27 protein-coding genes, 3 tRNA genes and 3 pseudogenes are annotated in these 26,392 nt (G+C 32.0%); 11 read left to right on the top strand and 22 right to left on the bottom strand.

The annotated features are described in order from the left end of the window. The first annotated feature begins 146 nt into the window (after nucleotides 1–146). On the top strand, nucleotides 147–2,084 hold the full coding sequence (locus AAHM86_RS03190; RefSeq protein ID WP_342268268.1) for a hypothetical protein: 1,938 nt from the start codon (nucleotides 147–149) through the stop codon (nucleotides 2,082–2,084). Between the two features lie 401 nt (nucleotides 2,085–2,485). Here AAHM86_RS03190 and AAHM86_RS03185 read toward each other — a convergent pair whose 3' ends face one another. From AAHM86_RS03185 to AAHM86_RS03165, 5 genes and pseudogenes are all read right to left on the bottom strand, one after another. Continuing rightward, nucleotides 2,486–2,794 carry a nucleoside triphosphate pyrophosphohydrolase gene (locus tag AAHM86_RS03185; RefSeq protein WP_342268267.1) on the bottom strand — a complete coding sequence of 103 codons (309 nt, stop codon included), beginning with the start codon at nucleotides 2,792–2,794 and terminating at the stop codon, nucleotides 2,486–2,488. A gap of 26 nt (nucleotides 2,795–2,820) precedes the next feature. Beyond that, the gene (locus AAHM86_RS07175) at nucleotides 2,821–3,546 is read right to left on the bottom strand and encodes a PD-(D/E)XK nuclease family protein (RefSeq protein WP_410521574.1); all 726 of its coding nucleotides are present in this window, start codon (nucleotides 3,544–3,546) and stop codon (nucleotides 2,821–2,823) included. Then, nucleotides 3,532–6,009 (bottom strand): annotated as a pseudogene (locus AAHM86_RS03175) (UvrD-helicase domain-containing protein); the annotation flags it as partial. The gene AAHM86_RS07175 and the pseudogene AAHM86_RS03175, both read right to left, overlap by 15 nt. 20 nt (nucleotides 6,010–6,029) lie before the next feature. Further along, complete coding sequence (locus AAHM86_RS03170) at nucleotides 6,030–6,569, bottom strand: demethoxyubiquinone hydroxylase family protein (protein WP_342268266.1); 540 nt, start codon at nucleotides 6,567–6,569, stop codon at nucleotides 6,030–6,032. Nucleotides 6,570–6,803: 234 nt separating this feature from the next. Further along, the gene (locus AAHM86_RS03165; protein ID WP_342268265.1) at nucleotides 6,804–7,250 is read right to left on the bottom strand and encodes a phosphatase PAP2 family protein; all 447 of its coding nucleotides are present in this window, start codon (nucleotides 7,248–7,250) and stop codon (nucleotides 6,804–6,806) included. 23 nt (nucleotides 7,251–7,273) lie between these two features. Between AAHM86_RS03165 and AAHM86_RS03160 the strand changes: the two genes are divergently transcribed. Beyond that, nucleotides 7,274–7,411, top strand: coding sequence for a hypothetical protein (locus AAHM86_RS03160; RefSeq protein WP_342268264.1), 138 nt, complete (start codon nucleotides 7,274–7,276; stop codon nucleotides 7,409–7,411). Between the two features lie 320 nt (nucleotides 7,412–7,731). Here the strand turns inward: AAHM86_RS03160 and AAHM86_RS07170 are convergent. Then, nucleotides 7,732–8,037: pseudogene (locus AAHM86_RS07170) on the bottom strand (phosphatase PAP2 family protein); the annotation flags it as partial. Nucleotides 8,038–8,658: 621 nt separating this feature from the next. On the opposite strand from AAHM86_RS07170, the gene AAHM86_RS03155 reads away from it, so the two are divergent. From AAHM86_RS03155 to lpxC, 4 genes are all read left to right on the top strand, one after another. After that, nucleotides 8,659–9,033 carry a cupredoxin domain-containing protein gene (locus AAHM86_RS03155; protein WP_342268263.1) on the top strand — a complete coding sequence of 125 codons (375 nt, stop codon included), beginning with the start codon at nucleotides 8,659–8,661 and terminating at the stop codon, nucleotides 9,031–9,033. 16 nt (nucleotides 9,034–9,049) lie between these two features. Then, nucleotides 9,050–9,877: an FTR1 family protein gene (locus AAHM86_RS03150; protein WP_342268262.1), complete on the top strand. Its 828-nt coding sequence runs from the start codon at nucleotides 9,050–9,052 to the stop codon at nucleotides 9,875–9,877. Nucleotides 9,878–9,885: 8 nt separating this feature from the next. After that, entirely contained in the window at nucleotides 9,886–10,428 is a 543-nt protein-coding gene (locus AAHM86_RS03145; RefSeq protein ID WP_341751322.1) for a septation protein A, read from the top strand. Nucleotides 10,429–10,657: 229 nt separating this feature from the next. Further along, a complete protein-coding gene (lpxC, locus tag AAHM86_RS03140) occupies nucleotides 10,658–11,518 on the top strand; it encodes a UDP-3-O-acyl-N-acetylglucosamine deacetylase (RefSeq protein WP_342268261.1) in 861 nt (286 codons plus the stop codon). A 329-nt stretch (nucleotides 11,519–11,847) separates the two neighbouring features. On the opposite strand, the gene AAHM86_RS03135 is transcribed toward lpxC, so the two are convergent. Together AAHM86_RS03135 and AAHM86_RS03130 are read right to left on the bottom strand one after the other, a co-directional pair. After that, a complete protein-coding gene (locus AAHM86_RS03135) occupies nucleotides 11,848–12,018 on the bottom strand; it encodes a hypothetical protein (protein WP_342268260.1) in 171 nt (56 codons plus the stop codon). Nucleotides 12,019–12,298: 280 nt separating this feature from the next. Beyond that, entirely contained in the window at nucleotides 12,299–13,129 is an 831-nt protein-coding gene (locus AAHM86_RS03130; protein WP_342268259.1) for an MFS transporter, read from the bottom strand. 189 nt (nucleotides 13,130–13,318) lie between these two features. On the opposite strand from AAHM86_RS03130, the gene AAHM86_RS03125 reads away from it, so the two are divergent. Beyond that, complete coding sequence (locus tag AAHM86_RS03125; protein ID WP_341747625.1) at nucleotides 13,319–13,609, top strand: Panacea domain-containing protein; 291 nt, start codon at nucleotides 13,319–13,321, stop codon at nucleotides 13,607–13,609. A gap of 123 nt (nucleotides 13,610–13,732) precedes the next feature. Here AAHM86_RS03125 and AAHM86_RS03120 read toward each other — a convergent pair. The 5 genes and pseudogenes from AAHM86_RS03120 to AAHM86_RS03100 form a co-directional block, all read right to left on the bottom strand. Continuing rightward, nucleotides 13,733–13,809 (bottom strand) — tRNA-Arg (locus AAHM86_RS03120). Nucleotides 13,810–13,866: 57 nt separating this feature from the next. Further along, nucleotides 13,867–14,711: pseudogene (locus AAHM86_RS03115) on the bottom strand (M23 family metallopeptidase). Continuing rightward, nucleotides 14,712–15,989 carry an APC family permease gene (locus tag AAHM86_RS03110; protein ID WP_342268364.1) on the bottom strand — a complete coding sequence of 426 codons (1,278 nt, stop codon included), beginning with the start codon at nucleotides 15,987–15,989 and terminating at the stop codon, nucleotides 14,712–14,714. It lies immediately after the preceding pseudogene. A 329-nt stretch (nucleotides 15,990–16,318) separates the two neighbouring features. Beyond that, nucleotides 16,319–16,393 (bottom strand) — tRNA-Glu (locus tag AAHM86_RS03105). A gap of 264 nt (nucleotides 16,394–16,657) precedes the next feature. Continuing rightward, nucleotides 16,658–17,119, bottom strand: coding sequence for an outer membrane protein assembly factor BamE (locus AAHM86_RS03100; protein ID WP_341747623.1), 462 nt, complete (start codon nucleotides 17,117–17,119; stop codon nucleotides 16,658–16,660). A 108-nt stretch (nucleotides 17,120–17,227) separates the two neighbouring features. Between AAHM86_RS03100 and rpmF the strand changes: the two genes are divergently transcribed. From rpmF to AAHM86_RS03080, 4 genes are all read left to right on the top strand, one after another. Beyond that, nucleotides 17,228–17,428 (top strand): 50S ribosomal protein L32, encoded by a 201-nt coding sequence (gene rpmF / locus AAHM86_RS03095; RefSeq protein WP_341751317.1) that lies wholly within the window; start codon nucleotides 17,228–17,230, stop codon nucleotides 17,426–17,428. A gap of 6 nt (nucleotides 17,429–17,434) precedes the next feature. After that, on the top strand, nucleotides 17,435–18,388 hold the full coding sequence (locus AAHM86_RS03090) for a beta-ketoacyl-ACP synthase III (protein ID WP_342268258.1): 954 nt from the start codon (nucleotides 17,435–17,437) through the stop codon (nucleotides 18,386–18,388). Further along, nucleotides 18,382–18,681 (top strand): HU family DNA-binding protein, encoded by a 300-nt coding sequence (locus tag AAHM86_RS03085; protein ID WP_341747620.1) that lies wholly within the window; start codon nucleotides 18,382–18,384, stop codon nucleotides 18,679–18,681. Before AAHM86_RS03090 ends, AAHM86_RS03085 begins: the two co-directional genes overlap by 7 nt. A gap of 183 nt (nucleotides 18,682–18,864) precedes the next feature. Then, nucleotides 18,865–19,167 (top strand): MerR family transcriptional regulator, encoded by a 303-nt coding sequence (locus AAHM86_RS03080; protein WP_341751314.1) that lies wholly within the window; start codon nucleotides 18,865–18,867, stop codon nucleotides 19,165–19,167. A gap of 153 nt (nucleotides 19,168–19,320) precedes the next feature. Here the strand turns inward: AAHM86_RS03080 and AAHM86_RS03075 are convergent, their stop codons facing one another. The 9 genes from AAHM86_RS03075 to mnmE all read right to left on the bottom strand — a co-directional run bounded on the left by AAHM86_RS03075 (nucleotide 19,321) and on the right by mnmE (nucleotide 26,094). Further along, complete coding sequence (locus AAHM86_RS03075; protein WP_341747619.1) at nucleotides 19,321–19,479, bottom strand: hypothetical protein; 159 nt, start codon at nucleotides 19,477–19,479, stop codon at nucleotides 19,321–19,323. A gap of 518 nt (nucleotides 19,480–19,997) precedes the next feature. Then, the gene (locus AAHM86_RS03070; protein WP_410521573.1) at nucleotides 19,998–21,761 is read right to left on the bottom strand and encodes an ABC transporter ATP-binding protein; all 1,764 of its coding nucleotides are present in this window, start codon (nucleotides 21,759–21,761) and stop codon (nucleotides 19,998–20,000) included. Between the two features lie 23 nt (nucleotides 21,762–21,784). Beyond that, a tRNA-Thr gene (locus AAHM86_RS03065) sits at nucleotides 21,785–21,859 on the bottom strand. Between the two features lie 159 nt (nucleotides 21,860–22,018). Further along, nucleotides 22,019–22,354, bottom strand: coding sequence for a 30S ribosomal protein S16 (gene rpsP, locus AAHM86_RS03060; protein ID WP_341747616.1), 336 nt, complete (start codon nucleotides 22,352–22,354; stop codon nucleotides 22,019–22,021). A gap of 14 nt (nucleotides 22,355–22,368) precedes the next feature. Further along, nucleotides 22,369–22,539, bottom strand: coding sequence for a 50S ribosomal protein L33 (gene rpmG, locus AAHM86_RS03055; protein WP_341747615.1), 171 nt, complete (start codon nucleotides 22,537–22,539; stop codon nucleotides 22,369–22,371). Nucleotides 22,540–22,669: 130 nt separating this feature from the next. Further along, entirely contained in the window at nucleotides 22,670–22,960 is a 291-nt protein-coding gene (locus tag AAHM86_RS03050) for a SemiSWEET family sugar transporter (RefSeq protein WP_341755245.1), read from the bottom strand. A 281-nt stretch (nucleotides 22,961–23,241) separates the two neighbouring features. After that, a complete protein-coding gene (gene dksA / locus AAHM86_RS03045) occupies nucleotides 23,242–23,661 on the bottom strand; it encodes an RNA polymerase-binding protein DksA (protein WP_341747613.1) in 420 nt (139 codons plus the stop codon). Between the two features lie 63 nt (nucleotides 23,662–23,724). Next, nucleotides 23,725–24,669 (bottom strand): tyrosine recombinase XerC, encoded by a 945-nt coding sequence (locus tag AAHM86_RS03040; protein WP_342268256.1) that lies wholly within the window; start codon nucleotides 24,667–24,669, stop codon nucleotides 23,725–23,727. Nucleotides 24,670–24,672: 3 nt separating this feature from the next. Beyond that, the gene (gene mnmE, locus AAHM86_RS03035; RefSeq protein ID WP_342268255.1) at nucleotides 24,673–26,094 is read right to left on the bottom strand and encodes a tRNA uridine-5-carboxymethylaminomethyl(34) synthesis GTPase MnmE; all 1,422 of its coding nucleotides are present in this window, start codon (nucleotides 26,092–26,094) and stop codon (nucleotides 24,673–24,675) included. Between the last annotated feature and the right edge of the window lie 298 nt (nucleotides 26,095–26,392).

The following is a 26,392-nucleotide window of genomic DNA, read 5'->3' as shown; positions in this document are numbered from 1 at the left end:
TTTTTATGGCAACAAACCAAGAAGAAATTAAATAATCTTTACATACCCAATTATTTACAACTTTAATAAAACTGACAAAGTCAAATGGTAAAGATCAAGTTGTAAATGATAGAATCTCTAAAAAATGTGAAAAACTTGCTAGTAGCGTGATAGCACTTGCTCAAGAGCCATCAGACTCTAATATTGATTTGTATAAAAAGAAAATGCGGAAACTTACACATTCTAAATACATTGTAAGTGAAGCATTAAAGGTAATAAAAGAAGCATTTCCTGGAGATCAAAATCAAATATTAAGAGAGCTAATAGATATTCCACTTATGGATGCATTAGTTGCAGAAAATAAGCCAGCACGTCCAAAAAAGCTAGAAGAATCCAAAAAAGATTCGCTTGAAACTATGCTACGAGATAGAATAACGGTTAAAAATACAGAATTTACAAAAAAAGGTAATAAGCAAGCTGGTGTATCTGCTGGATATATTGCTAAGGAAACCGCAACTGGTAATATTTTCATGTTAAAACGTTTCTATAAACAGCATAGGAGTTGTTTAGCTCTACAGGGAGAAAAACAGCAGCAAGCTTTAGCAGATCGGGATGATGGTGTGCGGGAGTTAATCGGTTCTTCTATGTATCAGTTTTTATTATATGATCGCACCCCTAAAGAGGCATTAGTAGTATCTGATCAGGTCAATTCACCATCAATTGCTATACGTTCTAAATTTTTTAATAACGTGGTGCAGCTTGCAGAGTTTGCTAAGGGTACTTATACTACTAGCGTTGGAGCAAATGATCAAAAATTAAAAGAATTAGAAGGATTTGAAAAGGTTATTGCTGCTTGTCATATGTTAGGGGAATTGGATTATCATGCCGGTAATTTGATGGTGCAGGATGGGAAGACTGTAACTAAAATAGATCACGGTAGATCTTTTGAAATGTTTCACCAAGATTTTGGTGCGATGATTGAGGCAACACATAAAATGTTTTCAGAGAATGGAGTTAACTATACTGAAGCTATTAAGGCAGGTAACTTATCGTTTAACATTGAAAAATATAGTAAAGCATTAGCACAAATGACCAATCAGTTAAACGATCAGCAAATAGAGGCTATAATTGATCAAAAAGTTGATGAATTGAAAAAACATGGGTTCTCTCCAGAAGGTCTCATTGTAGCAGCTAGATTTGAAGGTAATAAATTTGAAGAAAAGCAAATTAATGATTTTAATGAATTAAGTACATTTTATAAAGAACATATCAAGGAAAACCTCAATAATATGAAAGAGGTAGCAAGAGCAGCAGACATAGTGGCTAAATTTAGTAATGTATCTCCTGAATTTAAAAACGGTCAGTGGTTAGAAACTTTTGCTAAATCTCCTATTAAAGACCCGGTAGCCTATGCAGCTCACCATAATATTGAAATTGAAGGAAAAAGTGCTTTACAGTGGGCTAGCGAACATGATTATCAAATTAAAGTTCCTACTCAACCTGTAACAATAAATGTTCAAGAACAACAATGGCAAAAGAGTCTAGATGGTAAATGGCAAGAGCTAGAAGTCTCGGTGTCGAAGGTTCAAAAAAGTGTAACAAGTTTGAATCCAACAGAATATGTTGCAGATATAGACAAACGTCTTGAATCTTTTGGAAAGAAAGTTGAGGATTTCATAAAAGAAACAGTAACAGCAAGTAAAAAGATTACTATAGAAAAACTAGAAAGGTTTTACGACAAATTATTAACCCATCTAAACAAAGAAAAACACCTTACTGATGAGGATGTTAAGGCAATACAGAACGATCTGCATTATAAAGAGAATATTGTAGCAACAGCTCACTTAATGGAAATGACGACCCCTAATTTAACTGTTGCAGATAAGATGCGTTATAAGGTAGCAAATTTTTGTGAGAAAATAGGACTCTCTAGTTTATCGAAGCATTTGATGCATAAAATTACTCCTGAAAAATTGGCTAAGATAGATGACACAGAAAAGGTTGTAGCTGAAAGCCTAAAAATTAAAGAAATATTGTTAGAACCCAAAGTAAAACCTGTAACGGTAAAATCTACACCAAAAGCTAGAATGGGTAAAGTAAGATAAACAAAAGACCTTGCAGGGTATACTCAGATAGAAAATCAAGAATTGTGTTATCGTCTTCAGGGATTGTAGGTCAGAGCTATCGAAAGTTCGAAGAGGAAGCAGTTTTAGAGTTCATCATGGCAGTTTAAAAGTTGCAGAAAAATAACCAAGGTCATTGCGAGGAGGCGATGGAATCGCCAACGCGGCAATCTTGTGAAATAGGGACAAGTATTACTTCAAAAGATTGCTACGTCGCCGCTTGCAGTGCTTTCTCGCAATGACATTTATGCATTTTAAAAAAACAAATTTTCTATCATTAGTTGTGACTTTTAAACCGCCATGTCTTCCAGCTTATCACTACAATCTTTGAAATTAGTCACCAGCCCTTTAATAATTGACTCACTTGATTGTTATTGAGTAGCTTAGGTTTTTATGGTTATTTTTTCTAAAACTATTTTATTGTCAAAAGCACCATTGGTATCTTTTTTGTGCTTTTTAATGTTTAGTATATCCTTTAATTTATAAGAGTTGCTATTGCATATTGCCTCAAGTATTTCTATGATATCAGCAATTTCTTTGATAGATTCACTTTCTAAAAATTCTTCTACCTCTTCAGAAAGTTTCTGTCTTAATAATTGTTTATACTCAGCCAATTCTGCAATACGAAAGACTGGTATTCGACCAGATTTTAAGATAATTTGCGGAACTAAATCTCTCACTAATTTTGTCATATTACCTGTGTATTATTGGTTAAAGGTTAACCAATCGTCATAAAATTGGCATTTTCTAGCCATAAAATTTTGCAAATCATTTCATTGTTAGGATATAGTTTTGCTACTATATGTCGGTAAAAATTCAACTGGTCAATATAAGATTCCTTAACTAATTGACAGGTCTTAGGTGGACTAGCATCGGATTTATAATCAATAATGGTTATTTTCCCTGTATCAATGGCAAGTAAATCAATTCTTCCTATCTTAACCTCATCATTTAGAGTTGTTCCTATCGTCATTTCAGTTTTTAGCTCTTGGGAAATAAGTGCCATAAATTCTATATTATTCAGTAATTTATCAATATTGCTATGAATCTTTTCTTGCAGAGTTGTTGGTAACTTGTGAATAAACGGATGTTTATTCATCATAGAAAAATCATTGATCTTTGTGGCATCTTCTAGAATTTTATGAAATATCTTACCATATTCCAAATGATCATTAACTATAAGAGGAGAATTGACTGAATAATTTTGCTTTGTATTTTTGGTGATTTTATTAATTAAAAAAAGGTTTGGTATCCAATCTTCAATGTCATTCCGGCTGCCTTCAATGTCATCCTGCTTTGGTGCGGGATCTAGAATATCTAAAGCACCTTTTTGGTCTATTTCTTTAGATTCCTGCCCATTTCCACTTCCTTCAATAACTGATTCATAAACTATAATACCATTTTCCTGTACCTTCCCGTGCATATTCATTGTTCTAGCAACCAACTCATACCAACAATTTTGTGGTAGCTTACTACTTGACTGATAACCACATATCACTAAATGGTCTTCGGCTCTAGTCATTGCAACATAAAGTAGTCTAATATATTCTTGTAAGTCTTTTTGTTGCTCCTTTTCTTTGAGAACTTTAAAGAATTCTGGGCTATTGGCTGATTGAGTGGTAGAGAACACTTGATTTTCGTCCCAAATGAATTTATTACTATTAGTTGGTACTGAACTAGTATCGCACAGAATAACAATAGGTGCTTGCAGACCTTTAGAAGCATGCACGGTCATAATTTTTATCTTACTTGACGATTCTAAATTTCTTTTAATCTCAATTTTGTTATTTTCAAACCAATAAACAAAGCTTTGCAATGAGCTATCTATATTATTAGCATAATTGCTACTCAAATATATCAATTCATTTATTACGTCATTACTATCAAATCCATTAGCCTCAACTAAAACTTTTCTAACATCCAAACAATCGACAATAAGTGAAAAAAAATTCTCACAATTGGCAACCTTATATAGCTGCAAGAAATGACATAGTTTCTTATATATACTTGCATAGTCTAGGACAGTTTGTAGGTAACCCCAAATAGAATTCTTGCCCCGAGAAACTGAAATAGTTTGTAGTGCCTGTTCACTCATACCAATTATTGGTGATTTTAATAGACTAGCCAAATTCAAGTCATCTTGAGGTAGTAGTACAAATTTCGCTATGCTCATTAAGTCTAATACTGACAAACTTTTATTTAAAGTGATCCGATCAACATCTTCTACTGGCAAACCATGTTGCTTAAGACAGTTAATAATCTCAAAAATCAACTCATCTCTCTTGCGTACCAAAATCATAAAATCTGATTCTTTGACTGCGGAATTAGTAGCAGGCAGGATTCTTCTACTTGCTATTTGGCTTTTTATAAAACTAGCAATTTGTTGTGCAAGTAATTGCTGAGCAGATTTGGATTTATTATGCTCTTCTAGTAAAGGCCAAAACAACTTACTCTCTTTTTCACCCTTAACTAATGGCCAAAGTTCAACTCTACCTTTATGAGTTTGACGAAATGGCAAAATTTTAGGATTATCAGATGTAAATAATTGTGGAGTAGTATGTTTAATTTGTTGAAAAATTAGATAGACAATATCAATAATTTCTTTAGTAGATCTATAAGACCACTGGAGAGTAATATTTCTGAAATTCTTATTTGCATCAGATAGGTTTTTATACAAATTTTCATTAACATAACTAAAAAAGCTAATATCTGCTCCTTGGAAGCTAAAAATCGACTGTTTCTCATCGCCTACGACAAAAATAGTACTTTTTTGCTTAGTGCTAGAAGTAAAGTCTGCTATAATTGCAGTGATAATGTCCCATTGTTCCGGGCTAGTATCTTGTGCTTCGTCAACAAGCAAGTGGTCAATCCCACCATTAAGTTTATAAGCTACCCAATTTTTTGCAGCATTATCCGTTAATAATAACTGCGTAAGATAAATTAAATCATCATAATCAAGCAAACTATGCTGGGTTTTGTAGGAATCATATTTATCAAGAAAAATCTTTGCCAAGTTACGTAATGAATTTGAGTAATTCTCCATATCTTGCATTTTAGCTTGTTGATCTAGCTGAAAAATTTTCTCTTGAATATATTCAAGTTCATTCAATAACTTTGGATACTTCATTGCCATAGATTTAGGCAATATATTCTTACGCTTAAGGTTTTCTTTAGTAAGAAAAAATTGCTGAATTTCTTGATCTAAGTCAATAGCTATTGAGTATTTTGCCAATAATTGCCTAGCTTGGTCATAAATATTTGATAATTGTGCAAAAATAGTTTGAGCATCGTACTCTACAAAATCCATTTGTTTGGCAAATAATTTCTTAAACTTAATTTTTTGCTGGATTATTTCAGAGAAAATATCATTGATAGTTGTTTCATGGAAATTTGTCAGAAAAAAACTAATCAGCTCATTATAAGTCAGATCTAAATAGATTTGGTTTCTTATTTTGCTAACAACCCCTTGTGCTGTAATCTCGTCAAGAACCTGAAATTTTGGATTAATGCCAACTTCAAAAGGAAATAATTTAAGCATCTTCTGACAGAAAGCATGGATAGTATAAATATTAATACCATCTTCAGAGTTTAGTAGTCTGTTATATAAAGTTTTGGTATATTGTACCTCACTTTCTAAAGGCTCTCTAGTAAGTAATAAACCTAACTCTTCAGTTAATTTAGCGGTTTCGTTTGCAGCAAATTGAGCAAGCTTATTTTTAATCCTACTCTGCATTTCAAGGGTGGCTGCATTAGTAAAAGTTAAGCATAGGATCTTTTCAAATGGAACTCCCTTAATTAGTAACCGTAGCACCCTATCTGTTAAAATTTTGGTTTTGCCTGTACCAGATGAGGCAGAAACCCAAACAGAATATTCTGGGTCAGATGCTTGTTGTTGTAATTCATTCATTTTATTTCTATTTGAGTAACTTAAACTTTTTTACTCACATTAATAGCCATATTACACATTAATTTAATAACTTTATTAATTAAGGAAGCAAATACTACCTTACTGCTACCTTGTACTAGAGCTATATCTTTATGTTCAATTTCCTCAGCCTGAAATTGTTTTATGCTATTTACTAATTCTTTCTCTAAATTATACAATTCGAGATAATCTATTTGTTTCTGATAATGTTGTTCAATCACTTCTTCTACACTTTGCGTTAGTAGCATGGCAGTTTTTGTTCCTATCAATATCGATCCACTACCAAGTACATAGCCAATAATATGCCAAAATGGTATCAAAATAGTTGGTCTAACATTATGTTGTAATAACAAGTTAGTAAAGTAGCTCAAATGTACTTCTTCTTGCTGCATCATATGTTTTATTGTAGAGGAATCTTCGTGGTTTTTGCAATAATTTAATTGCCCTTGATAAATTCGTTTAGCCCCATATTCTCCAGCATGATTTACTCTAATCATTTCTTTTATGATATTGTCTGAATTGGTGAAATCTGGTCTTGCCATATGCTGCCTTAGTATCTAAATAACGGATAATTTATTGCATTACGCGAATTCGGGTATTTTATAATATATCAATTTTATTAGATCTAGTGATCTTAGAGATAGTACTAGGAATTAATACAAAAATTCCAAAAACAAGAAAACTATATTTTAATATAATACTACAATAGAAAATAAAAATGTTTATTTTTACAGTAGGTATGAATTTTGCTATGCCAATTAAAATGGCTAGGGATATTAGAGCGGTTGGAATACTAATTTTGTGCTGGTTAGACCAACTGCCTGATTTTCTATCCATCGTAAGGATAGCCCAAAGCTAATGAGAGCTCCTATTGCCATCGGTATCATAGGTGGCCATGGTAAAGATTGAGACACTATGGTGTATAGTGAAATTATTATAGCAAGTAAAAACCAAAATTTTTTGCAACTATGTTGAAACACTTCTACAAGCAATGCTCTTTCTAAATATGTTTTCCATATATGTAAAACAGAAAATCCAAATATCAAACCACCAATTACATCATATATACTATGAACACCAAGATATACTCTTGAAAGACCAATACCAATTATTGGCAGTAAACATAAATACTTGAAAGGACTATTTTTAAGACTTAAAAAGATTGCTAGCCAAAAAGTTGGTTGCCACTTGAACATCACCACTAGGAAAGCCAAAAGGATCATACACAGATATTAAATGTAAAGATATGTCAGGACGCGATATTTTAAATAAATTCTTTAACAAGCAATTAAGTAAAGTACAAAAAGATATTAAAAATCCTAATGATCTAAATAATAATGCCGATGGATTTAACCAATATCCTAAAGCAGTAATGGTAATATAAAAGTAATCACTAGCAAAAAATGGAAATAACTTAAATATGGTTGTTAGAAAATCTGTTCTTATTTCTACAATCCAACTAGAATCTATCATGGAAAGAACGCTTATAATGATTAATATAGTTTGCAATAAAAACTGATGCTGGGATACAAAATCCGATTATAGCCCATTGTATTTGCCTGATAGCTAATGGTAAAGAGGAGATATAACCAATTGTAAAAAGCATTTTGACTATAAAGAGCATGAAAAAACACAGTATTGTTGCTGATATTTTGCTTCGTAGATTTATAATAAGAGCGTAATATGCCATATATAGATGTTCTTCTACCTTATGTATAGATGCAATGTACAACTATGTATAGATGCAATGTACAACATCAAAAATGTAGTAAAAGTCAATAAAATTGCTGGCAATATTTGCTTTTTTGTGCTCGCAAGAAATGTATAAAAGGCTATTAATAAAGAACCAAAAAATATGCCTCCTAGAATATCAAAATAATTATGATAGCCAAAATAGACTAAACTCACTCCTATTCCAAATAGCAAGCCAGTTATCAGAATTTTACATATACGGCTTTGTGTTTTTGTCATCAGCCAACCATACAAAACAACTGAAGACTGCATATGACCACTTGGAAAAGCAAAACCTTATTTACCAATATGAGCGGATAGTGGTACTTAAAATGTAATTTTTAGAGCAAAATTAAATAACATACTTATTAATATTAAACATATTGCATTAAAAAACACTTTTTGCTCTAACCAAATATAGCCTAGTATCAGTAGTGGGATAATGACTATATCATGACTAAAACTTAAAAAAATCTTAGCAACATTATCTAACATAAAAAATTGTAGAAGATTTGAACTTATAAACACTATTATTTACTTGGTTGTCAATTAATCTTCACCCATTGTACAGATACTATGTATACAAGATTTTATCATTTTATCAATAGCTAATTACTTATTGTACAAACTATCAGAGTTAGCTAGCTAATTCTAGAATCTTGTTCAGTTTAATCATTAATTGGTTAGAGGAGAAACAAAGTATTGTTATAAAAAATATTTGATTCTTGATGACTTAGTGGAAATCTAATATATTGTATAATATAGGGAGGGTGCTTATGAATTTACCCAAAAAAATGAAGGATCATAAAAAACAAAAAAACTACACTCTATTATATATGCTTGTAGCTATGATTGTATTGGTGTATTTTGTAACTTTAATAAAGCTTTCAAGTTAAAACTATGGGAAAAAAAACTATCCTTCAATTTTTTGGAGGTATTATTCTATTGATAGGTATAATAATTTTTGCAATTAATCATCGAAGCACATCTAAGAATGATGTAGATACTCATATAGTAGAAATTGTAACGGTTATAAAGAATCATAGATTTGAGCCAAATATTATTAGAGTAGAAAGTGGTAAGAAGATTCGTTTTACTATACACAACCAAGATAGTACAGTAGAAGAGTTTGAGAGTCATGATCTGCACCGAGAAAAGATTATTATGCCAAATGACTCTATAAATATCATCCTTGCCCCTTTAGCCCCAGGTAAATATGATTTTTTTGGAGACTTTCATCAAGAGACAGCACAAGGGTCTCTCATTGTTAATTAAATTTATTTAGGTTTAGATGTTTAAAATAGCATTAGTGTTATTCAGGGAATGCTTAGAAATAGCTTTGTTGCTTGGTGTAATACTTGCTGTGACAAAACAATTAGAAAAATCTAGAATTTATATAATTGCTGGAGTCATGCTTGGTACAGTTTCTGCTGCGTTATTCGCTTTCTTTGCTCGTAGTATAACCGTAGCATTTAGTGGTCTAGGTGATGAGATATTTAACTCTGGAGTTATTTTGTTAACAGTTGCATTAATTGGTTGGACTATAGTATGGATGCAAGGTTATGGTATTAAGATAAAACAAAATCTTAATGATTTGTCTGTAAAAATTAGTAGCGGTGATAGTAGTTATATAATGCTAGTACTGATTGTTGCGGCAACTATTCTTCGAGAAGGAATGGAAATTATTATATTAGTTTATAGTATTTCTTCAGTCGAAATTATTGACAGTAATAGCTATCTACTAGGACTAATTATTGGTATAGTCAGTGGTCTAACCTTGGGTGTCATTATCTATTTAGGTTTAATAAAAATAGTAAACCAACTATATATATTTCGTATATCTTCCATTTTATTAATGCTTGTTGCTAGTGGTTTTGCAGCGGAAGCTGCTGGTATATTGAGTTCTTCAGGGATTATTACTATTTTATCCGACCAGCTTTGGGATAGCTCTTGGCTCATTTCTGACAGAAGTATCTATGGTAAATTCCTAAAAATGATTACTGGATATATTGCTAGACCTAACGGATTACAAGTTGTTTTTTATGTTTGCACTCTAGGTTTAATTAATATCTTAATACAAATAAAAATCAGACACACAAAAGTAGTAACAGAGAAATAAAACTATTTATGATTAATTTTTTATCAGAAGTTGCTCCGCTTATAGCTTTTTTTATTGGCTATTTTTATGGTGGTAGTATACAAAGTGCGACGTTATATATACTTATTACTTCAATTATTTGTATTAGTCTGTGTTATCTTATAGAAGGCAAAGTTTCCAAATCCTCCTTAGTATCTTCTGGAGTGTTGTTAGTCTCAGCTAGTATAGTTTTGATTAGTGGTAACTCTATGTATATCAAAATCAAACCAACTATTCTATATGTAATTTTTAGTAGTACATTTTTTATCAGTGCCATAAGAAATAAGGCCTTTTTGAAATATATGTTTAATCATTTTGTCCAACTTGAAGATAAGAACTGGAATATTTTAAGCTATAGATCTGCTGGTTTTTTACTGTTCATGGCAGTGTTAAATGAAATAATATGGCGTAATTTTGCAGAATCTACATGGGTTATATTTAAAATATTTGGAGCAATACCTATAACGATCATTTTCTTTTTACTACAACTACCTTTTATACTGAAGAACAGACTTCCAGATTCAACAGAGTAAGGTATACTCTTCTGTTCCTAAGAATTGTTTTTTGAAAATATCATGGATTCGCATGCTCACGTACAACTAGTCACACTACTACCATGATTTTAATTCTATCGTCTATCAAATCTTCATTTACGAGCAGTATATAGATTGATGAAATATTTTGTAACATAATGTAACTTGCATGTAATTGTTTAAGGCATTAAAATAAGTTGAATTTCTAAAATGTTAACAAAATTAACCAATGCAAGTATCAATACTAAACCCAGTAAGTTGTTATGGTGTAGGCGTTCATTCCGGTAACATTACTCAGATGACTTTAAGACCAGCTGTAGAAAATACCGGTATTGTTTTTGTCAGAACTGATGTAAGGCAAGAGATAAATTTTATTCAAGCTAGTTGTTTAAATGTTTCAGAAACTTCTTTATCTACTACTATAAAAAATGAACATAATATTTATGTTTCAACTATAGAACATTTAATGGCAGCTCTTTGGGGATGTGGAATCGATAATTTAATAATTGAAATCGATGGTCCTGAAATCCCGATAATGGATGGTAGCAGTAAACCATTCGTCTTTATGATAGAATGTGCTGGTAGACAATTACAAAATGCTCCAAAGAAATACCTAAAAATATTAAAAGAAATTAGGGCAATTCACAAAGATTGTGAGCTAGTGTGCAGCCCTGCTCATAGCATGACAGTTGATATGACAATAGATTTTGCTAGCAAAGCTATTGGCAAGCAAAATTTAGTCTTCTCAGAGAATGAGTCTTTCAAGAATAACATTGCTGATGCTAGAACTTTTGGATTTATCCATGAACTTGAATATTTAAAAGGCAAGGGTTTGGCACGTGGTGCATCTCTCGATAATGCTATAGGTATAGATCAAGATATTATAATAAATCACGATGGACTTAGATATAAAGATGAATTTGTACGGCACAAACTTCTCGATCTGTTCGGAGATTTATATACTACAGGAGGTCATCTAATAGCTGACATCACGGGTTATAAAACTAGTCATGCTCTGAATAACCAATTCTTACGACAAGTGTTTAGTGATCGCAGCTCCTATCAATGGGTTAGTGCTAGAGAAATTTAGGTTTTTTTACCCAAAAACTTGAAAATTGGTTTACCAACTCTTCAAGTTTTTGCAGTATACTTGAATAATTTAAAGAGGGGATATTTATACGCCTTATGTGCAGCTATCGTTAACTCTAGTATCGGTATTATGTCAATTCGGGATAAGGTCATAATTTAGTGCTATTAATAGGTCTCTTTTTTTTAACTAGCTATGGTAGAGGGATTGTGACCACAAAATTACCTATCGAAACTAGTATTCAGATAATAAGAGGTTTATATGAGAAAAATAGTAGAAACGCTTAACACGTTACAAGATACCCGATATCTTAGAAAAATCATGCGTAAGGTCTATGGATTAATAAAACCAGCTTGCTTTTCTAACTTTTCAAAGTGATAGATGCCAAAAGCAAACCCTAGGGTTATTGGAATCATAATAACTAATAACCCATAATTACCAAAATATTCTATTAGGTATACCAAACCAAAAGAAGCAATAATATGCATTAAAGTACGAGACAAAGCGAAAGACAAACTAACGTGAGTACATCGTCTAAAAATAGGGATATGTCGGAAAAAAATTGTATCAGCTGGCATGGAGTAGAAACCAAATACCACAGTAATGAATTGGATTAGCAATAGGGTAAATGGGGTTTTATAATGGTCTAGCAAATAAGGACAACTAATAACAAAAATACAGAATATTACTAGTCTTATCTTAAGAATTATTAATGGGTATATTTTATAACTTGAATAAGCAAAGATTAAATAGCCAACCAAAGATAATATAGAAAGAATAAAATTATGATGAATTACTGCCTCCGACGAATAAAAAAGAGTTTTTTAAAATGCTACTACAATGGATATAGGCAAAATAGAAGCATATAGGCCATCCACACTGTATCAAAAAGTAAGCTAACATTGTTGTCATATTAGATTTTGTAGACCCAATAGAATTATCCACTACTGATTTTTGCCTTAACAATTTTGGTGTTTCTTTCAGCATTGTCCTAGCCATTGTCCCAACAGCGGCAATTAATGCACCTGCCCAAAAAGCCATACGCCAACTGATTCCAAATGACGTACTAAAAGATGCTATACCAAGTGCTGCCATTCCTCCGATGATCGTACAAACTGAAACTAATGCGACAACCGGATATTGAATGGGTGGCTTGGTCATTTCAGTCAGAAAAAGTTCTGTACCTACTATTTCTCCTAAGGATGATATGCCCTGCAAAATTCGACATATGATAATTATCCAAGTAGAGACAATACCTATTTGGTCATAAACAGGTAAATTAGCAATAATAATACATGAAATAGCCATTATAAAAGTTGTTGTAACAATTGTTGCTTTGTAACCAATATTATCTCCTATATAACCAAAAATCAAAGCACCAACAGGTCTGAATATATAGGTCAAACAAAAAGTTAAAGCAGCTAGGAGTGAAGCAGCGTGTGGGTCAGTCTTAGGAAAAAATAGATCATTTAACAGAATTGCTAAATGAATATATAGCATCAGATCAAAATACTCTAAAAATGTACCTATCAAAAGTAAACCTGTAGTATATTTTTGCTCTGTTGTCAGATGAGTCTGAGTAAGTGTTACCTTTGATTGAATAATTTCATCCATAGTTATACCCTTTACATACTAATTTTTAGTGTATCTTAACATTATTAATATTTAAGTTAAAATGAATTTCTTACTAATAGTATGTTAATAATAACAAATGTGTGTTATAAAAGTAATTAGATAAAAAAATGAGAACTATGCACGTAATAGAAAAGAATATTAAGCTGCTTTGATATAGCTAATTACTTCTTGGTTTTAGTAGATAGAGAAGCTGGAGATACCATAACTCAACTAAAATTGCAGAAGTTAATTTATTTTGCACAAGGGGTAAGCCTTGCTTTATTAGATAGACCTTTGTTTAATGAAGAAATTGAAGCGTGGAAACAGGAGGCTGTAGTTAGGGTATTGCAGAAAATATTTGATAATTTTAAATATGTAAACATGTTGTACAATTTCAGGACGAATAACTTTGCCTTTATTATCTCTTGTAAATGCAGGAGGGGTAATTTTGTCTATAGCCTCTTTAGTAAAAGTAAATGAATTGTTTTGCATATATACTACCTAAATAAATTACAGTTATTAAATTAAATTGTTAAACTAAATCTAATTGTTCTAAAATATTAGAAAAAAATATGGAAATGTAGGGAATTTACTACATTTATTTGGTGAAGCCGAGGGGATTCGAACCTCCGACCTAGCGATTAGGAATCGCTCGCTCTATCCTGCTGAGCTACGGCTTCTTTTTTACTGTTTTTGAAGATTAATCATTAGACAAGAGGTCTATTATAGCAAAATTTTCAACAGTTACAAGCATGTGACACAAAATCAAAAGGATTGACATGTTTATTATTAAGCCAAATCTCAAAATGTAAATGTTCCCCAGTACTATTGCCACTATTCCCTTGAAGCCCAATCATTTGACCTTTTATAACCATATCTCCTTCTTTTACATGTATTTTTCTCAAGTGAGCATATTTGGTGATAAATTTATTTGAATGTTTTATTTCTATCAAATTTCCATAAGCACGTTCTCGCCTTATGGTAGTAATTATTCCATCAGCAGAGGCATAAATAGGAGAGCTACTATAGCCTTTTAAGTCTGTCCCACAGTGGAATTTTGTTTTTTCCTAGGATGTTTGCGTACGCCGTAATGACTGATAATCTTTACGTTATTATATTGTGGTAACATTATAGGAATAGTAGCAGTTAGCTTATCTAATTGTGCTAGCTCATTAATATTATGGGAACTATTTTTATTACTAGCTTTTTGAACAAATCGTAATTCTTCTTGGGATAAGAACTTATACTTACAATTTAATTTTAGTAGCAGGTTCTTAATCTTGGTTGACCTGATCATTGCTTGGTTATTAATATTCTCAGCACAACTGGCTTTAAACTTTTGTAAGAAAGTCTTATTATATTGTCTATCATTAATAATAAGACCAAAATCTTTTGCATAGATGCAGTTATTTTTACTTAGTGCTGCTAAATTATATTGTATAATTAAAGTGCCGTGATTTAGTTTATGATCTTTTTGTAATTGCTGAGTAGTAATAGTTAAAAGCGTCTTGTTGGTAGATGAGGAGCTACATCCTTGTAATAATAATAGTATAGTTAACAAAAATATACAAAATTTAAGCATTTATTGCCTTTTATACCAAAGAAAATAAACCGGTACTCCGCTTAATATAAATGAGATAGCTGGTATTATGACCTTTAATGGTGTCTCACAAATAATCCATAGGCAAAAAGCAATTGATCCGAAAGCAATTAACCATTTATATAGTGAAGATTCTTCTAACTTTGCTAGCAGTAATTTTAAAAAAGCTACACTACAGGCTAGATATACAAATAAAAAAGAGATAACTGAAAAACTAATTATTGCGGTAACTTGTTCTGACAAATCTTCATTTGTTGTACTAATCAATAATAATAATATTCCAATGCAACTTACAAACAAACTCCAAATTGGAGCTCCATTTTTATTTTTCTTAGCAAAAAAAGATGGCATTAAACCGTCTTGTGCTAATCCTAAAGCAATTTGTCCGCTGATTAATACCCAAGCATTTAACGTTCCAATGCAAATAATTGAAGCAAGCAAAGAAATAAGTAGATGACACTGACCGCTAAAAATTATTTGAGTAGCATCTACATAAGGGGCGTTAGAATGTATCAAATCTTCTCGTGGAATTAAACCAATTATTCCAATACTATTAATAAGGTATAAAATAGCCACACAGAGTGTACCCATTACTATTGCTCTTGGTATTGTTTTTGATGGGTTAATTACTGAACCAGCTTGAGCAGTTGCTGACTCTACACCAATAAATCCCCAAAATGTCAGTAACGTTACTTCACCAAGAATTTGAGAAAAAGTTAAATTAGTTATTCTCTTATCCATAACAAAATTATTACTATCAAACTGATATAATGCTACAACTGGTATTATTATTAATGGAATAAATTTTAACATTGCTAGTATAAATTCAGCACGCCCTGCTACTCCTATACCTTTAAAATTTAGTAACATAACAGCAAATAACAATAATATTTGCAGAATTAAGCATATAAAACTATTATGCACACCAATTAAAGGTGTTAAATATGTAACAGCTGAAATAACTACTACAGCTGTACTAACCCATGAAATAATCCAATAAGTCCACCCAGTGAAGAATGCTACATCATTGCCAAATGCCTGCTTTAAATAAACATGAGGTCCACCTGTTTGTGGAAATCGTGCACAAAGTATACCAAATAAAAGTGCTATTATTATGGCACCACAGGAAGATACTATCCATCCAACTAAACTAAAAATACCAAATGGGGCTAAACCTGCTGGTAATATCAAAATAGCAGTGCCAAGTTGGCTACCAATAACTAAACCCAAAACTGACCAAAAACCAAGCTTTTGTGACATGTAATCTTGTGACATATAATCCTTAAGATGTAGTAATCATAAACTTTACATAAAAAAATAAAAACTTGAAAACTGATCTATCAATTTTCAAGTTTTTGCAAGCAATATATTACATTCGACAATTATATTGTTGTTTCTTACGACCGCATATAGCTTTGCCGGCGTAGATCATGAGTAGGTCATTCCTAGCTAAAAGCGGGAATCCAAAAAATAGCCTGAAAAGGCTATTAGATATTATAGATTTCCGCCATTGCTAAGAATGACATACTAGTGATCTACGTTGGCAAAGTTTACGCAAGGATGACATCATTTTTACCACATAAAGATACTGGTGACCCCTACGGGACTCGAACCCGTGTTTTCACCGTGAAAGGGTAACGTCCTAACCACTAGACGAAGGGGTCATAAACTCTTTGGTATAGCTAACCAAAGAAGGTTTTAGCCATAGCAATGGTGATAGCCTTAATATCATTCCCACGTAGGTAGCGGAATCTAAAAAAATAGCCTAAAAGACTATTAGATATTATATATTCCGCTACCTTCGCAGGGATAACATATTTTTAACTAAGATATCAACATGCAACTAAAACATTCTCAGATTATCTAATATTCTCAGAATCAGAGCGTTCTAGTTTATACAGTATCTATGAAATATTGCAAGTATGATTTTATCGTTTCTTCTTATTTTTTCCGTCGGTAGTTTTATTAAACCTACCAATATTTTTTACAAACTTTTGTAGTCCATTTAATTCTGTACCATAAGTTTTAGTATACTCTTTAATTAACATTATATCTTCTTTATGTGAGTCATTAAGTACTAAAACTTCTTCAATTATATCATTTTTATTAAAAGTAATTCTTACTATTCTTTGTTCAATCACTTTTGGTTTAAACCATGCTCTCCTAGCTAAAGAACGTTGAATATAATACCAAGTATTCGGTGTATAGTCAGGTATAATTGTTGGTGTGCCAATTAAATCTTTTACCTCGGACTTACTAAGCCTCCTCTCCTCAAGCGTAGGTAATAAATTATCATCCACATACTGCCCTCTTGATTCTATAGTTTGACAACTACATAATGTAAAGAATATTGATGAAACAAGAAAAGTCCGAATTATAAAAAATTTCATAAAATTTATGTTTGAAATACCTAGATTTTGCAATGGAAGTATAATATACTGCTTCATCGATTTGACAAACACTTTTTCACAAATTAAGTATAATTTTTAAGAGGCTATATGGCAGTTCCAAAGAAGAAAACATCAAAATCAAGACGTAATATGAGACGCTCTCATCTTGCACTTGGTAAGATTAATGTAGTAGTAGATTCTCAAACAGGAGAATATAAACTTCCTCATCATATATCTTTAGCTGATGGCACATATAATGGTCGTCAAGTTATTGTGAAGAAAGAAGAAAAAGATGAAGAAGTAGCATAAACCAGTATGGCTTGTAAAATTCTTGGGTGTGGTGCATATTTGCCGGAACGTATTGTTAACAATGCAGAATTATCGTTATCGGTTGATACCAACGATGAATGGATTCGCTCAAGGACGGGTATATTACAAAGGCACATTGCCGGGAACGATGAATATACGTCACATTTAGCTCTTAAAGCCAGTCAGAATGCTCTAGATGATGCTGGATTAAAGGCATCATCTATAGATTTAATAATTACCTGCAGCACCACTCCAGATAATAGTTTTCCTTCTATAGCTTCTAAGTTACAAGGTTATCTTGAGCTTAATAATGTACCTTCATTTGATCTCCAAGCGGTATGTTCGGGTTTTGTATATGGTTTACATGTTGCTGACTCTTTGATTGAATCTAGAAAATATAGAACAATATTACTGGTTGGTGCTGAAAAAATGTCGTCTCTACTAGATTGGAGCGATAGAACTACTTGCGTCTTATTCGGTGATGGTGCTGGTACTGTAATTCTGCAATATAGTGAGGATAGTTCTGGTATAATAGATAGTAATATTTACTCGGATGGTCGTTATTTTGATATTCTTTACACTGATGGTGGTGTAAGTACAGATGGCAAAAGCGGTAAAATAAAAATGAAAGGACGGGAAGTTTTTAGGCATGCAGTAGAAAAAATGAGCAAATCAGCTGAATACATATTACATAATAATAATTTTACCATAGATGATGTTAATTATTTTATTCCACATCAGGCAAATATAAGGATTATAGATGCAGTTATAGAGCGACTAAAAATTAATCCAAGTAAAGTAGTAAAAACGGTTGCAGAACATGCTAATTGTTCTGCTGCTTCAATCCCTTTGGCTCTTGCTTCTCTTAAATCTTATGCTAATATCAAAAAAGGTGATATACTCCTTTTTACAGCTATCGGTGCTGGAATAACTTGGGGATCGGTTTTAATCAGATGGTAACAACTAAGACTATTACTAGAGAAAAAATTGCTCACATATTAAAATCTAAGCTAGGGCTATCAAGTATTATATGCGAGGAAATAGTCGATCAAATATTTAAGAATATTCAGCAAATGGCAAGCAATCAAAGATTGACGTTAGCAGGTTTTGGAAGCTTTTGTACTAGCACAAAAAAACCTAGGCCTGGCATAAATTTTCATACAAAAGAGATAGTGATAATTCCAGAAAAAGAGGTAATGCGTTTTATACCAGCTAAAAAGTTAAAATTATTAATTAATTCACCTTACGTATAGCATTTAAAAATTGCAGAAAAGTACAAGACGTTATTAGAAGACCACGTGAGTGTAGTGGCAATCCACATTCATTAGATTGCTTCGTCGCCACAAAGTGCCTTCTCGCAATGACGCCAAGCTATTTTTCCTATGACTTTTAAATTTTGCCAGCAACAGTAGAATTATGCAAGAGGTCTATTAAAAATGCAGAATAAGAAATATTACTCCATTAGTGAAGTAACAAAACTTCTAAATATTCACTCTCACCAGCTAAGATATCTAGAGCGGCTACTACCAAATCTAACTATACATAAGATACGTAACAGACGATATTATACAAGACAAGATATTGAATACTTGAAAACCTATATGACAACCAAGAATATACCAATAGAATCACAGCCTATTATCTCAAAGCTATCCCATAATCAAATAAATAAAATTGATTGCCTGATCAAAAATTTTTATGACTTATCGTTGACTATCCAGCGAATTATTTCTAGATAAAAATTAATAATTCTTACATAGAATTGCACTTAAATAGGAACATTCTGTATGAATTGCCAAAGAAAAGCCTTGAAAAGACTGAATACGATTAATAATCATATTACAAAAAAGCTGGCATAGAAAAACTCCACACCAGCTTTAGAAAACAGGGATTTATTTTTTCACTTCTTCTTTCTTCGGGTCTTTCTTGTTCATGTTGTTTTCATCCACGTTCACTTCGTCTTGCTGCGGATCTTTTTTCTCAGGAGTCGCTGCAGCAAAAGCAGAAATAGAGAAAGCTAAAGTTAGAAGAATAGTTAATAAATTTTTCATAATAAACCTCATTTTTTTGTATTGGTGATTCTAGCTTAAACTGTATAATATTCAAGTCAAAATAGGTAGAATTACCCTTTATTATAAAAATATATTATTAATGTAATAACTCTGTGTCATTTTGGTTAATATATTTATTTTAAACCTCAATTTCTGATTAATGAAATTAATCCAAAATTGGAATAAGAATGTAAACAATCAGGCTTAAAGCGGTTTTGCGAATGCATTTTAAACCTTGCTAAAGCTAAAAACATGATTTTAAAAAATTAAAATCATGTTTTTAGCAAAATGGATTGCCATGCTCACGTATGTTCGCTCGCTAATAGACATATACGTCTATAAAACGTCTATTACGAGGAGACTGTAGGTCGACGAAGCAATAAAAATTTAAACCAAATTTATTTAAATTTTTATTGCGAACATAGTTGATCTATAATTTCACCGAATTTGGGATAAGAATTGACAAATTCTTATCCCGAATTTGCGTAATGACAATTGTGAAGGACTATTATACTTACTTAAACTTGCACACTTGGTAAGTTTATTGACTGTTCTTTGCAAATTATTTTATAAATTTCACATTTCTCAAGCAGTTTAGCGTGAGTATCCCTTGCAATTAACCGTCCATGATCAATTACCAAAATTTCGTCAGCCTGCTCTATACTTGAAATACGATGAGCGATAGATAATATAGTTTTGTCTTTCATTATTTTTTGTAATCTATCTAGTAATTTTTGTTCACTCTCGCTATCTAAAGCACTCATTGCTTCATCTAGAAGTAAAATTTCTGGGTTATATAGAATTGCCCTACTAATAGCTATTCGTTGTTTCTGTCCTCCAGATAATTTAATGCCCTTCTCACCAATTTCGGTATCTAGTCCTTCTTGAAGATTTTGAACAAAATCTATTATTCCGGTATAATTAGCTGCTTTTATTATTTCTTCTTCACTAGCATCTGGTTTAGCAAAAACGATATTTGACCTAATCGTACCAGAGAAAATACTTGAATCCTGTGGGACATAGGCAATCATACGCCTTATCTGCTGGTCATTAGTCTCTGATATATCTTGCTTGGCAATTCTAATAATTCCTTTTTTAGGAAAATAAAATTTTAACATTAACTGCATCATGGTACTTTTACCAGCACCTGATCTGCCAACTATACCAATAAATTTACCTCTATCTATTTTAAATGACAGATCATCTATAACTAAACTATCTAATCTTGATGGATATATAAAGCTTACATTTTCAAACTCTATAATCCTAGAAGTCTTATTATCTTGATAATCACATATTTGGATATTGGTGTGTTGATTATTTTTGGAAGAATAATCCATAAGAGCAAAAACCCTTTCTGAAGCTATAAGAGATGAATGTACCTCACTTAGAAGCTCAAAAATACCCCCGCTGCTCATACCGGCGATTATAGCGTAATAAATAAATGATATCATCTGACCTGATGATAAATCGCCATGTACTATATCTCTGCTACCTACCCATATAACTATAGTGATAGAGAATAGTATAACTGAAATAGCTATCGCGAAAAATATAGAACGGATTTTTAAGCGATCTGCCGTATACTTTAAATAATCAGAAATTTTCCTATTGAAATCAGCTATTTTATTTGCCTGCTGATTAAAAGCTTGTATCGTGCAAATATTTGATACAGTTTCTTCTAAATTAGCTGCAATATTGGCTTGCGACTTGAGAGCATTTTTTGACAAATTTCTTACATATTTACCAAATTTCATTAGTGGTAACAATAATAATGGTATAATGGTAATGACAATCACAGCAAGTTTAGGACTCTGAAAGAACATCAATATAATTCCACCAATTAGCATTATTGAGTTACGAACAAAGAAAGAGAGAAAATTGATAATCAACTTGGAGATAAGTTCTATATCTATAGTCAGGCGGGAGATGATATCACCAATTTTTAGCTCTTCAAAACAAGCAATATCAAAATTAATTATATTACTGTAAGCTTCTTGCCTAATTGTACTCACAATTTTTTCAGCAATATTATTAATGAAATAAGAACGGAAAAAACTACCTATACTAAAAATTACTATTAAAATAGTAATATATAATATCGATTGATCAATTGACAGCAGATAATGTGTTTTTAGACCATTATCAATTAACTGTCTAAAACTACTACCTATTGCTAGCAACGAAATTGACACACATAATAAGGCCAACATAACAATTGCTATATCTAATTTATAGAGCTTTAAGTAACTAATAAATCTATAAGGAATTGTCTTATGTATTGTAAACATAATTATTAAATAGCTGGTGCCGGATGTCGGATTTGAACTGACGACCTACCGCTTACAAGGCGGTTGCTCTACCATTGAGCTAATCCGGCAAATAAGAAAAAGCTCTAAAGTCAAGCACCTATTAAGGTTGTTGTCATCTTCGCGAAAGCTGAAATCCAAAAAATAGCCTACAAAGGTTATTAGATATTATGGATTCCCGCCTACACGAAAATGACATCTCCCTCACGGGGAACATATTTTTATCCACCTTAAGCTTTTTTTGACTCTTTCTTAGGAGGTTTTATTTTACGATTCTTAATTTTAACTTCCATTTTCTTTTTGATTGATGCCGGAAGTAATATACCGGCTTCTTCAATAAACCTAGCAACACGATCTGTAGGCTGAGCACCCGTACTTAACCAATATTCTATACGATCAGATTTTAGAACCACACGATTTGCATCACCTCTGACAAGCATTGGGTCATAAGTACCTACTTTCTCCAGAAAATCACCATCCCTAGGAGCTGTTGCATTAGCTACAACTACTCTATAATGAGGACGCTTCTTTGCCCCACCTCTTGCCAAACGAATTTTTGTTGCCATATACCTCTATTTCACTATTTAATCTTTTCTTCTTTAAAAGGAACATGCTTCCTGACTACAGGATCATACTTCTTAAATGATAACTTCTCAGTTTGAGTTTTAGGGTTGCGTTTCTTTACCAAAAAATACCCTGTACCAGCTGTACTAACAAGTCTTACCAAAACATTCTTATTTTTTTTAGCCACAACTATCAGACCTTTTTGTATTATTTATAAAATAAACTGCTGGTCATAATAAAGTAAGCTGGAAAATAGTCAAGAGTAAAATAACGGTTGTTCAACTGTTTATCGTCCTTAATTTATCCCAAGACTGAGTTCAAGAAGCATAAAGCAATATACCAATCACCACCATTATCATTCCTACTAATCCAACTATTTGAGCAACAATGATTGTAATGTTATGGTGGATTATACCATAAATTAACCAACTCAAAGTAACAATAATTATCACAAGAAAACCATCAAGAGATAAATCATCTGCACTCTTAGTAGTAAAAATTTTATAGGCCTGAGTATAAAACAAATATTGTCCCATTGTACCAGCAAGTATCATATACCTATCAAAAAAAATAATTAGTTTATTTTTTGTTTTCTCTGTATATGCCATATATGCACCTATTTAACTATTAGAACCTAAATAACCTCAGTTTTGGATTAAAATTTTTAATTTTAATCTAAAACTAGCTAAAATATCAGAAAAATGCATTCTTGAAACGCTTCTACGAATGCATTTTAATCTATTATCGCTAATAATCTTATTTTTATTGGTATAAAAATAAGATTATTAGCAAATGAAATATTTAACAATCAGGCGTCAAACCGCTTTAAGCCTGATTGTTTACATTCTCATTCCAATTTCGGATTAATGAAATTAATCCGAAATTGAGGTTAAATATCTATATGCTGTTTCTCATAACTCTCATGTCGCTCTTGTGCTTCAATACACAAAGTTGCAACTGGTCTTGCCTCTAAACGTTTTAAGCCAATTGGCTCTCCAGTTTCTTCACAATAACCATATTCATTTTTTTCTATCCTTACCAAAGCTTCTTCGATTTTATCAAGAAGCTTACGATACCTATCTCTTGTCCTAAGTTCAATTGCTGTATCCGTTTCAATTGACGCACGATCATTTAAATCCGGCTCATTCCAATTTTCTTCCTTGAGATGGGTTAAGGTTTCTCGTGATTCCTCTAGTAAAGAACTTTTCCACTCAAGGAGTTTTTGTCTAAAATATTCTAACTGTTGAGGATTCATATATTCTTCATCATTGGAAGGTTTATACCCTTTTAGTAAAATAATTTTAGACATACAGGCTTCTCATATTCAAACATGGGATAATATAACCTATAATTAAAAAGCATGGCAAGAAGATTATAATACTTCCCCTTTAGATTTTGATATTGGGTAAGCATTATTATAAATATTTTCCAAATGTTTTAGACTAATTTTAGTATAACGCTGGGTAGTTGACAAACTTTTATGCCCAAGTAATTCCTGAATAGACCTTAACTCTGCTCCATTCTCAAGCAAGTGCGTGGCAAAACTATGTCTAAAGGAATGAGCTGATAAATGTTCTGATAATCCATAGAAGCGACGTAATTTTATCAGTTCACGATTAAATACTGGAGCTTGTAATTTTTTACCCATTTTACCTCGAAATATCGGATCTTTTTCATCTATACTATAAGGTAATTTACTTAAATATTGTTCTATTAAATTTCTAGCAACTGGTGTCCATGGTATTATCCGTTCTTTTTTACCCTTCCCTGTTATTTTTATAAAATCTAAGTTTTGTAAATGAGATGTAGTCATAGATAATGCTTCGGATATTCTAAGCCCAGCAGCATAAATAAGCACTAAAAGGGCTTTATTTCTTAACTCCACCCATTCTAAATCAGCGAAATCATCAATATGTTCAATGGATAATTGAGCATCTGACTGCGATAAAGATTTCGGTAATATTTTAGCTTTCCTAGGATTTTTGACGGAGAAAATTGCATGGCAAGTGATATTAGCAGTCTTCTCTAGATATTTATAAAAATTCTTTATAGCAGACAAACTTCTAGAGTTAGAAGCTGTTAGGTAATTATCTTGTTGCCTTTTAGAAAGCCAGCTCCGTACTAATCTTATGTCAACTTGCCTTATAGAACTAATGGTTATGATTTCAGAATTATAGTGAGTCATAAAATTCAGAAAATGTTCTAAATCATTCTTATAAGAAATTATGGTATGTTCTGAACAATTTTTTTGTAATTTCAGATATTTTTGCCATTTATCTATTAGCTCTAATACTTCTTGTGTTTTTTTCTGAATCATTGATCATTTACCTATACAAAAATTACTAAATATCTCTCCTAAAACTTCTTCAACACTAATCTTACCAGTAACATTACTTAAACTTCTGATAGCCATTCTAACATCTTCTGTGGCTAGCACTAAGTCATTTTCAATATTAAAATTTTCTAAATATTCCAACGCTTTTTCTATACAGGTTCGTTGACGTTGTCTAGTAATATGCGGCGATTCGGTTAAACCTGCTATATTATGAGCAATATTTTCGATTTCCTTTAATAAAATATCCAGTCCTATTTTTTCTTTTATAGAGATTTTTAAATAATTTTTGTTTAATGGCAGCAACCTATCTTCCATGATGTCATTCCCGCGTAGGCGAGAATCTATATCCCGCACTGAAGCAGGATGACAATGCCCCAAACTTTTATCCAAAAGATCAATTTTATTGACCAGCATTATGCTATTATCATCTATTAAATCTATAATATCAGCCATCTCCTCAAAATATGAGGGTGAGTTGCTTAACTTTATAGCATCAAGCATAATTATTTTGATATCAGCCATTTTTGCTGACTCAATTGCACGTTTGATACCTTCTAGCTCTATTAAATCATTACTCGCCCTTATACCAGCTGTGTCTTGTAATATAATTGGGTATCCTCCTATATCTAGATGCCCCTCAATTATATCACGAGTTGTACCTTCAATGTTTGATACAATAGCAACGTCTCTTTGCATCAAAAAATTAAGTAAGCTAGATTTACCAACATTAGGAGTTCCTAAAATAGTCAATTTAATACCGGTTCGAAGCAGTTCCCCCCGTCTATTATCGTTAAGGTGTTTTATTATAGCATATTTAAGTTCACCACTAAGAGTCATAACTATATTTAATATTTCTTGTGGAATATCTTCATCGGGGAAATCAATATAAGCTTCTAGGAAACCGATGATGGTCAGTAAAGTTTGTCTCCACCCATTGTAAAGTTCTTCAAGTCCTCCGCCAACTTGTTTAACCGCCTGCCTATGTTGCCAAACAGTTTCTGCTTCAATTAAATCAGCAATACCTTCTGCTGCAGTTAAATCAAATTTGCTATTTAAAAACGCCCTACGGGTAAACTCTCCAGGCTCTGCCATTCTTAAACCATCGATGGTTAACAATGTTTCAGTTAGCATGGCAGCAATTGCTATACTGCCATGTGTATATATTTCTACTACATCTTCTCCAGTAAAGCTAGCTGGAGCTTGGAAGTATACTACCACCGCATCATCAATTAATTCTTGATTCTTAGGATTTATGAGTTTTTTACAGTACATAATTCTTGGAACAAACTCTATATTATTATTCTTAAGCAAATGTTTTAAGGCAAATAGGCTTTTAGGTCCAGAGATACGAAAGACTGCAACACCAGCTTTTCCTAGTTTAGAGCTTTGAGCGAAAATAGTTTCCACAATAGTAGTGATCCTCTTGCTTAAGTAATTTATTTAATTATAATCAATAGCAAGTAGACAAGAATTAAACAACTTAAATTCTATACAAAGATGTCATTTCCGCTTTGACAGGGGACTATATTACTTAATGTCATTCGAGCTGCAGCGGGAATCTATATCCCTGCCTACGCAGGGATGACATTAAGGGAAGTAGGAATGATTGCATGAACTTTGTCCATATATGACATCGAGTATACTGTGATATTATTCATAATTTAAGCTATTTAAACACTTGTTGCCTACTTGGTAATCTATTGAA

Origin of the sequence: Candidatus Tisiphia endosymbiont of Empis tessellata, assembly GCF_964031035.1 — a bacterium.
Lineage (GTDB): Bacteria > Pseudomonadota > Alphaproteobacteria > Rickettsiales > Rickettsiaceae > Tisiphia.
This window is presented reverse-complemented; position numbering and strand designations above follow the sequence as displayed.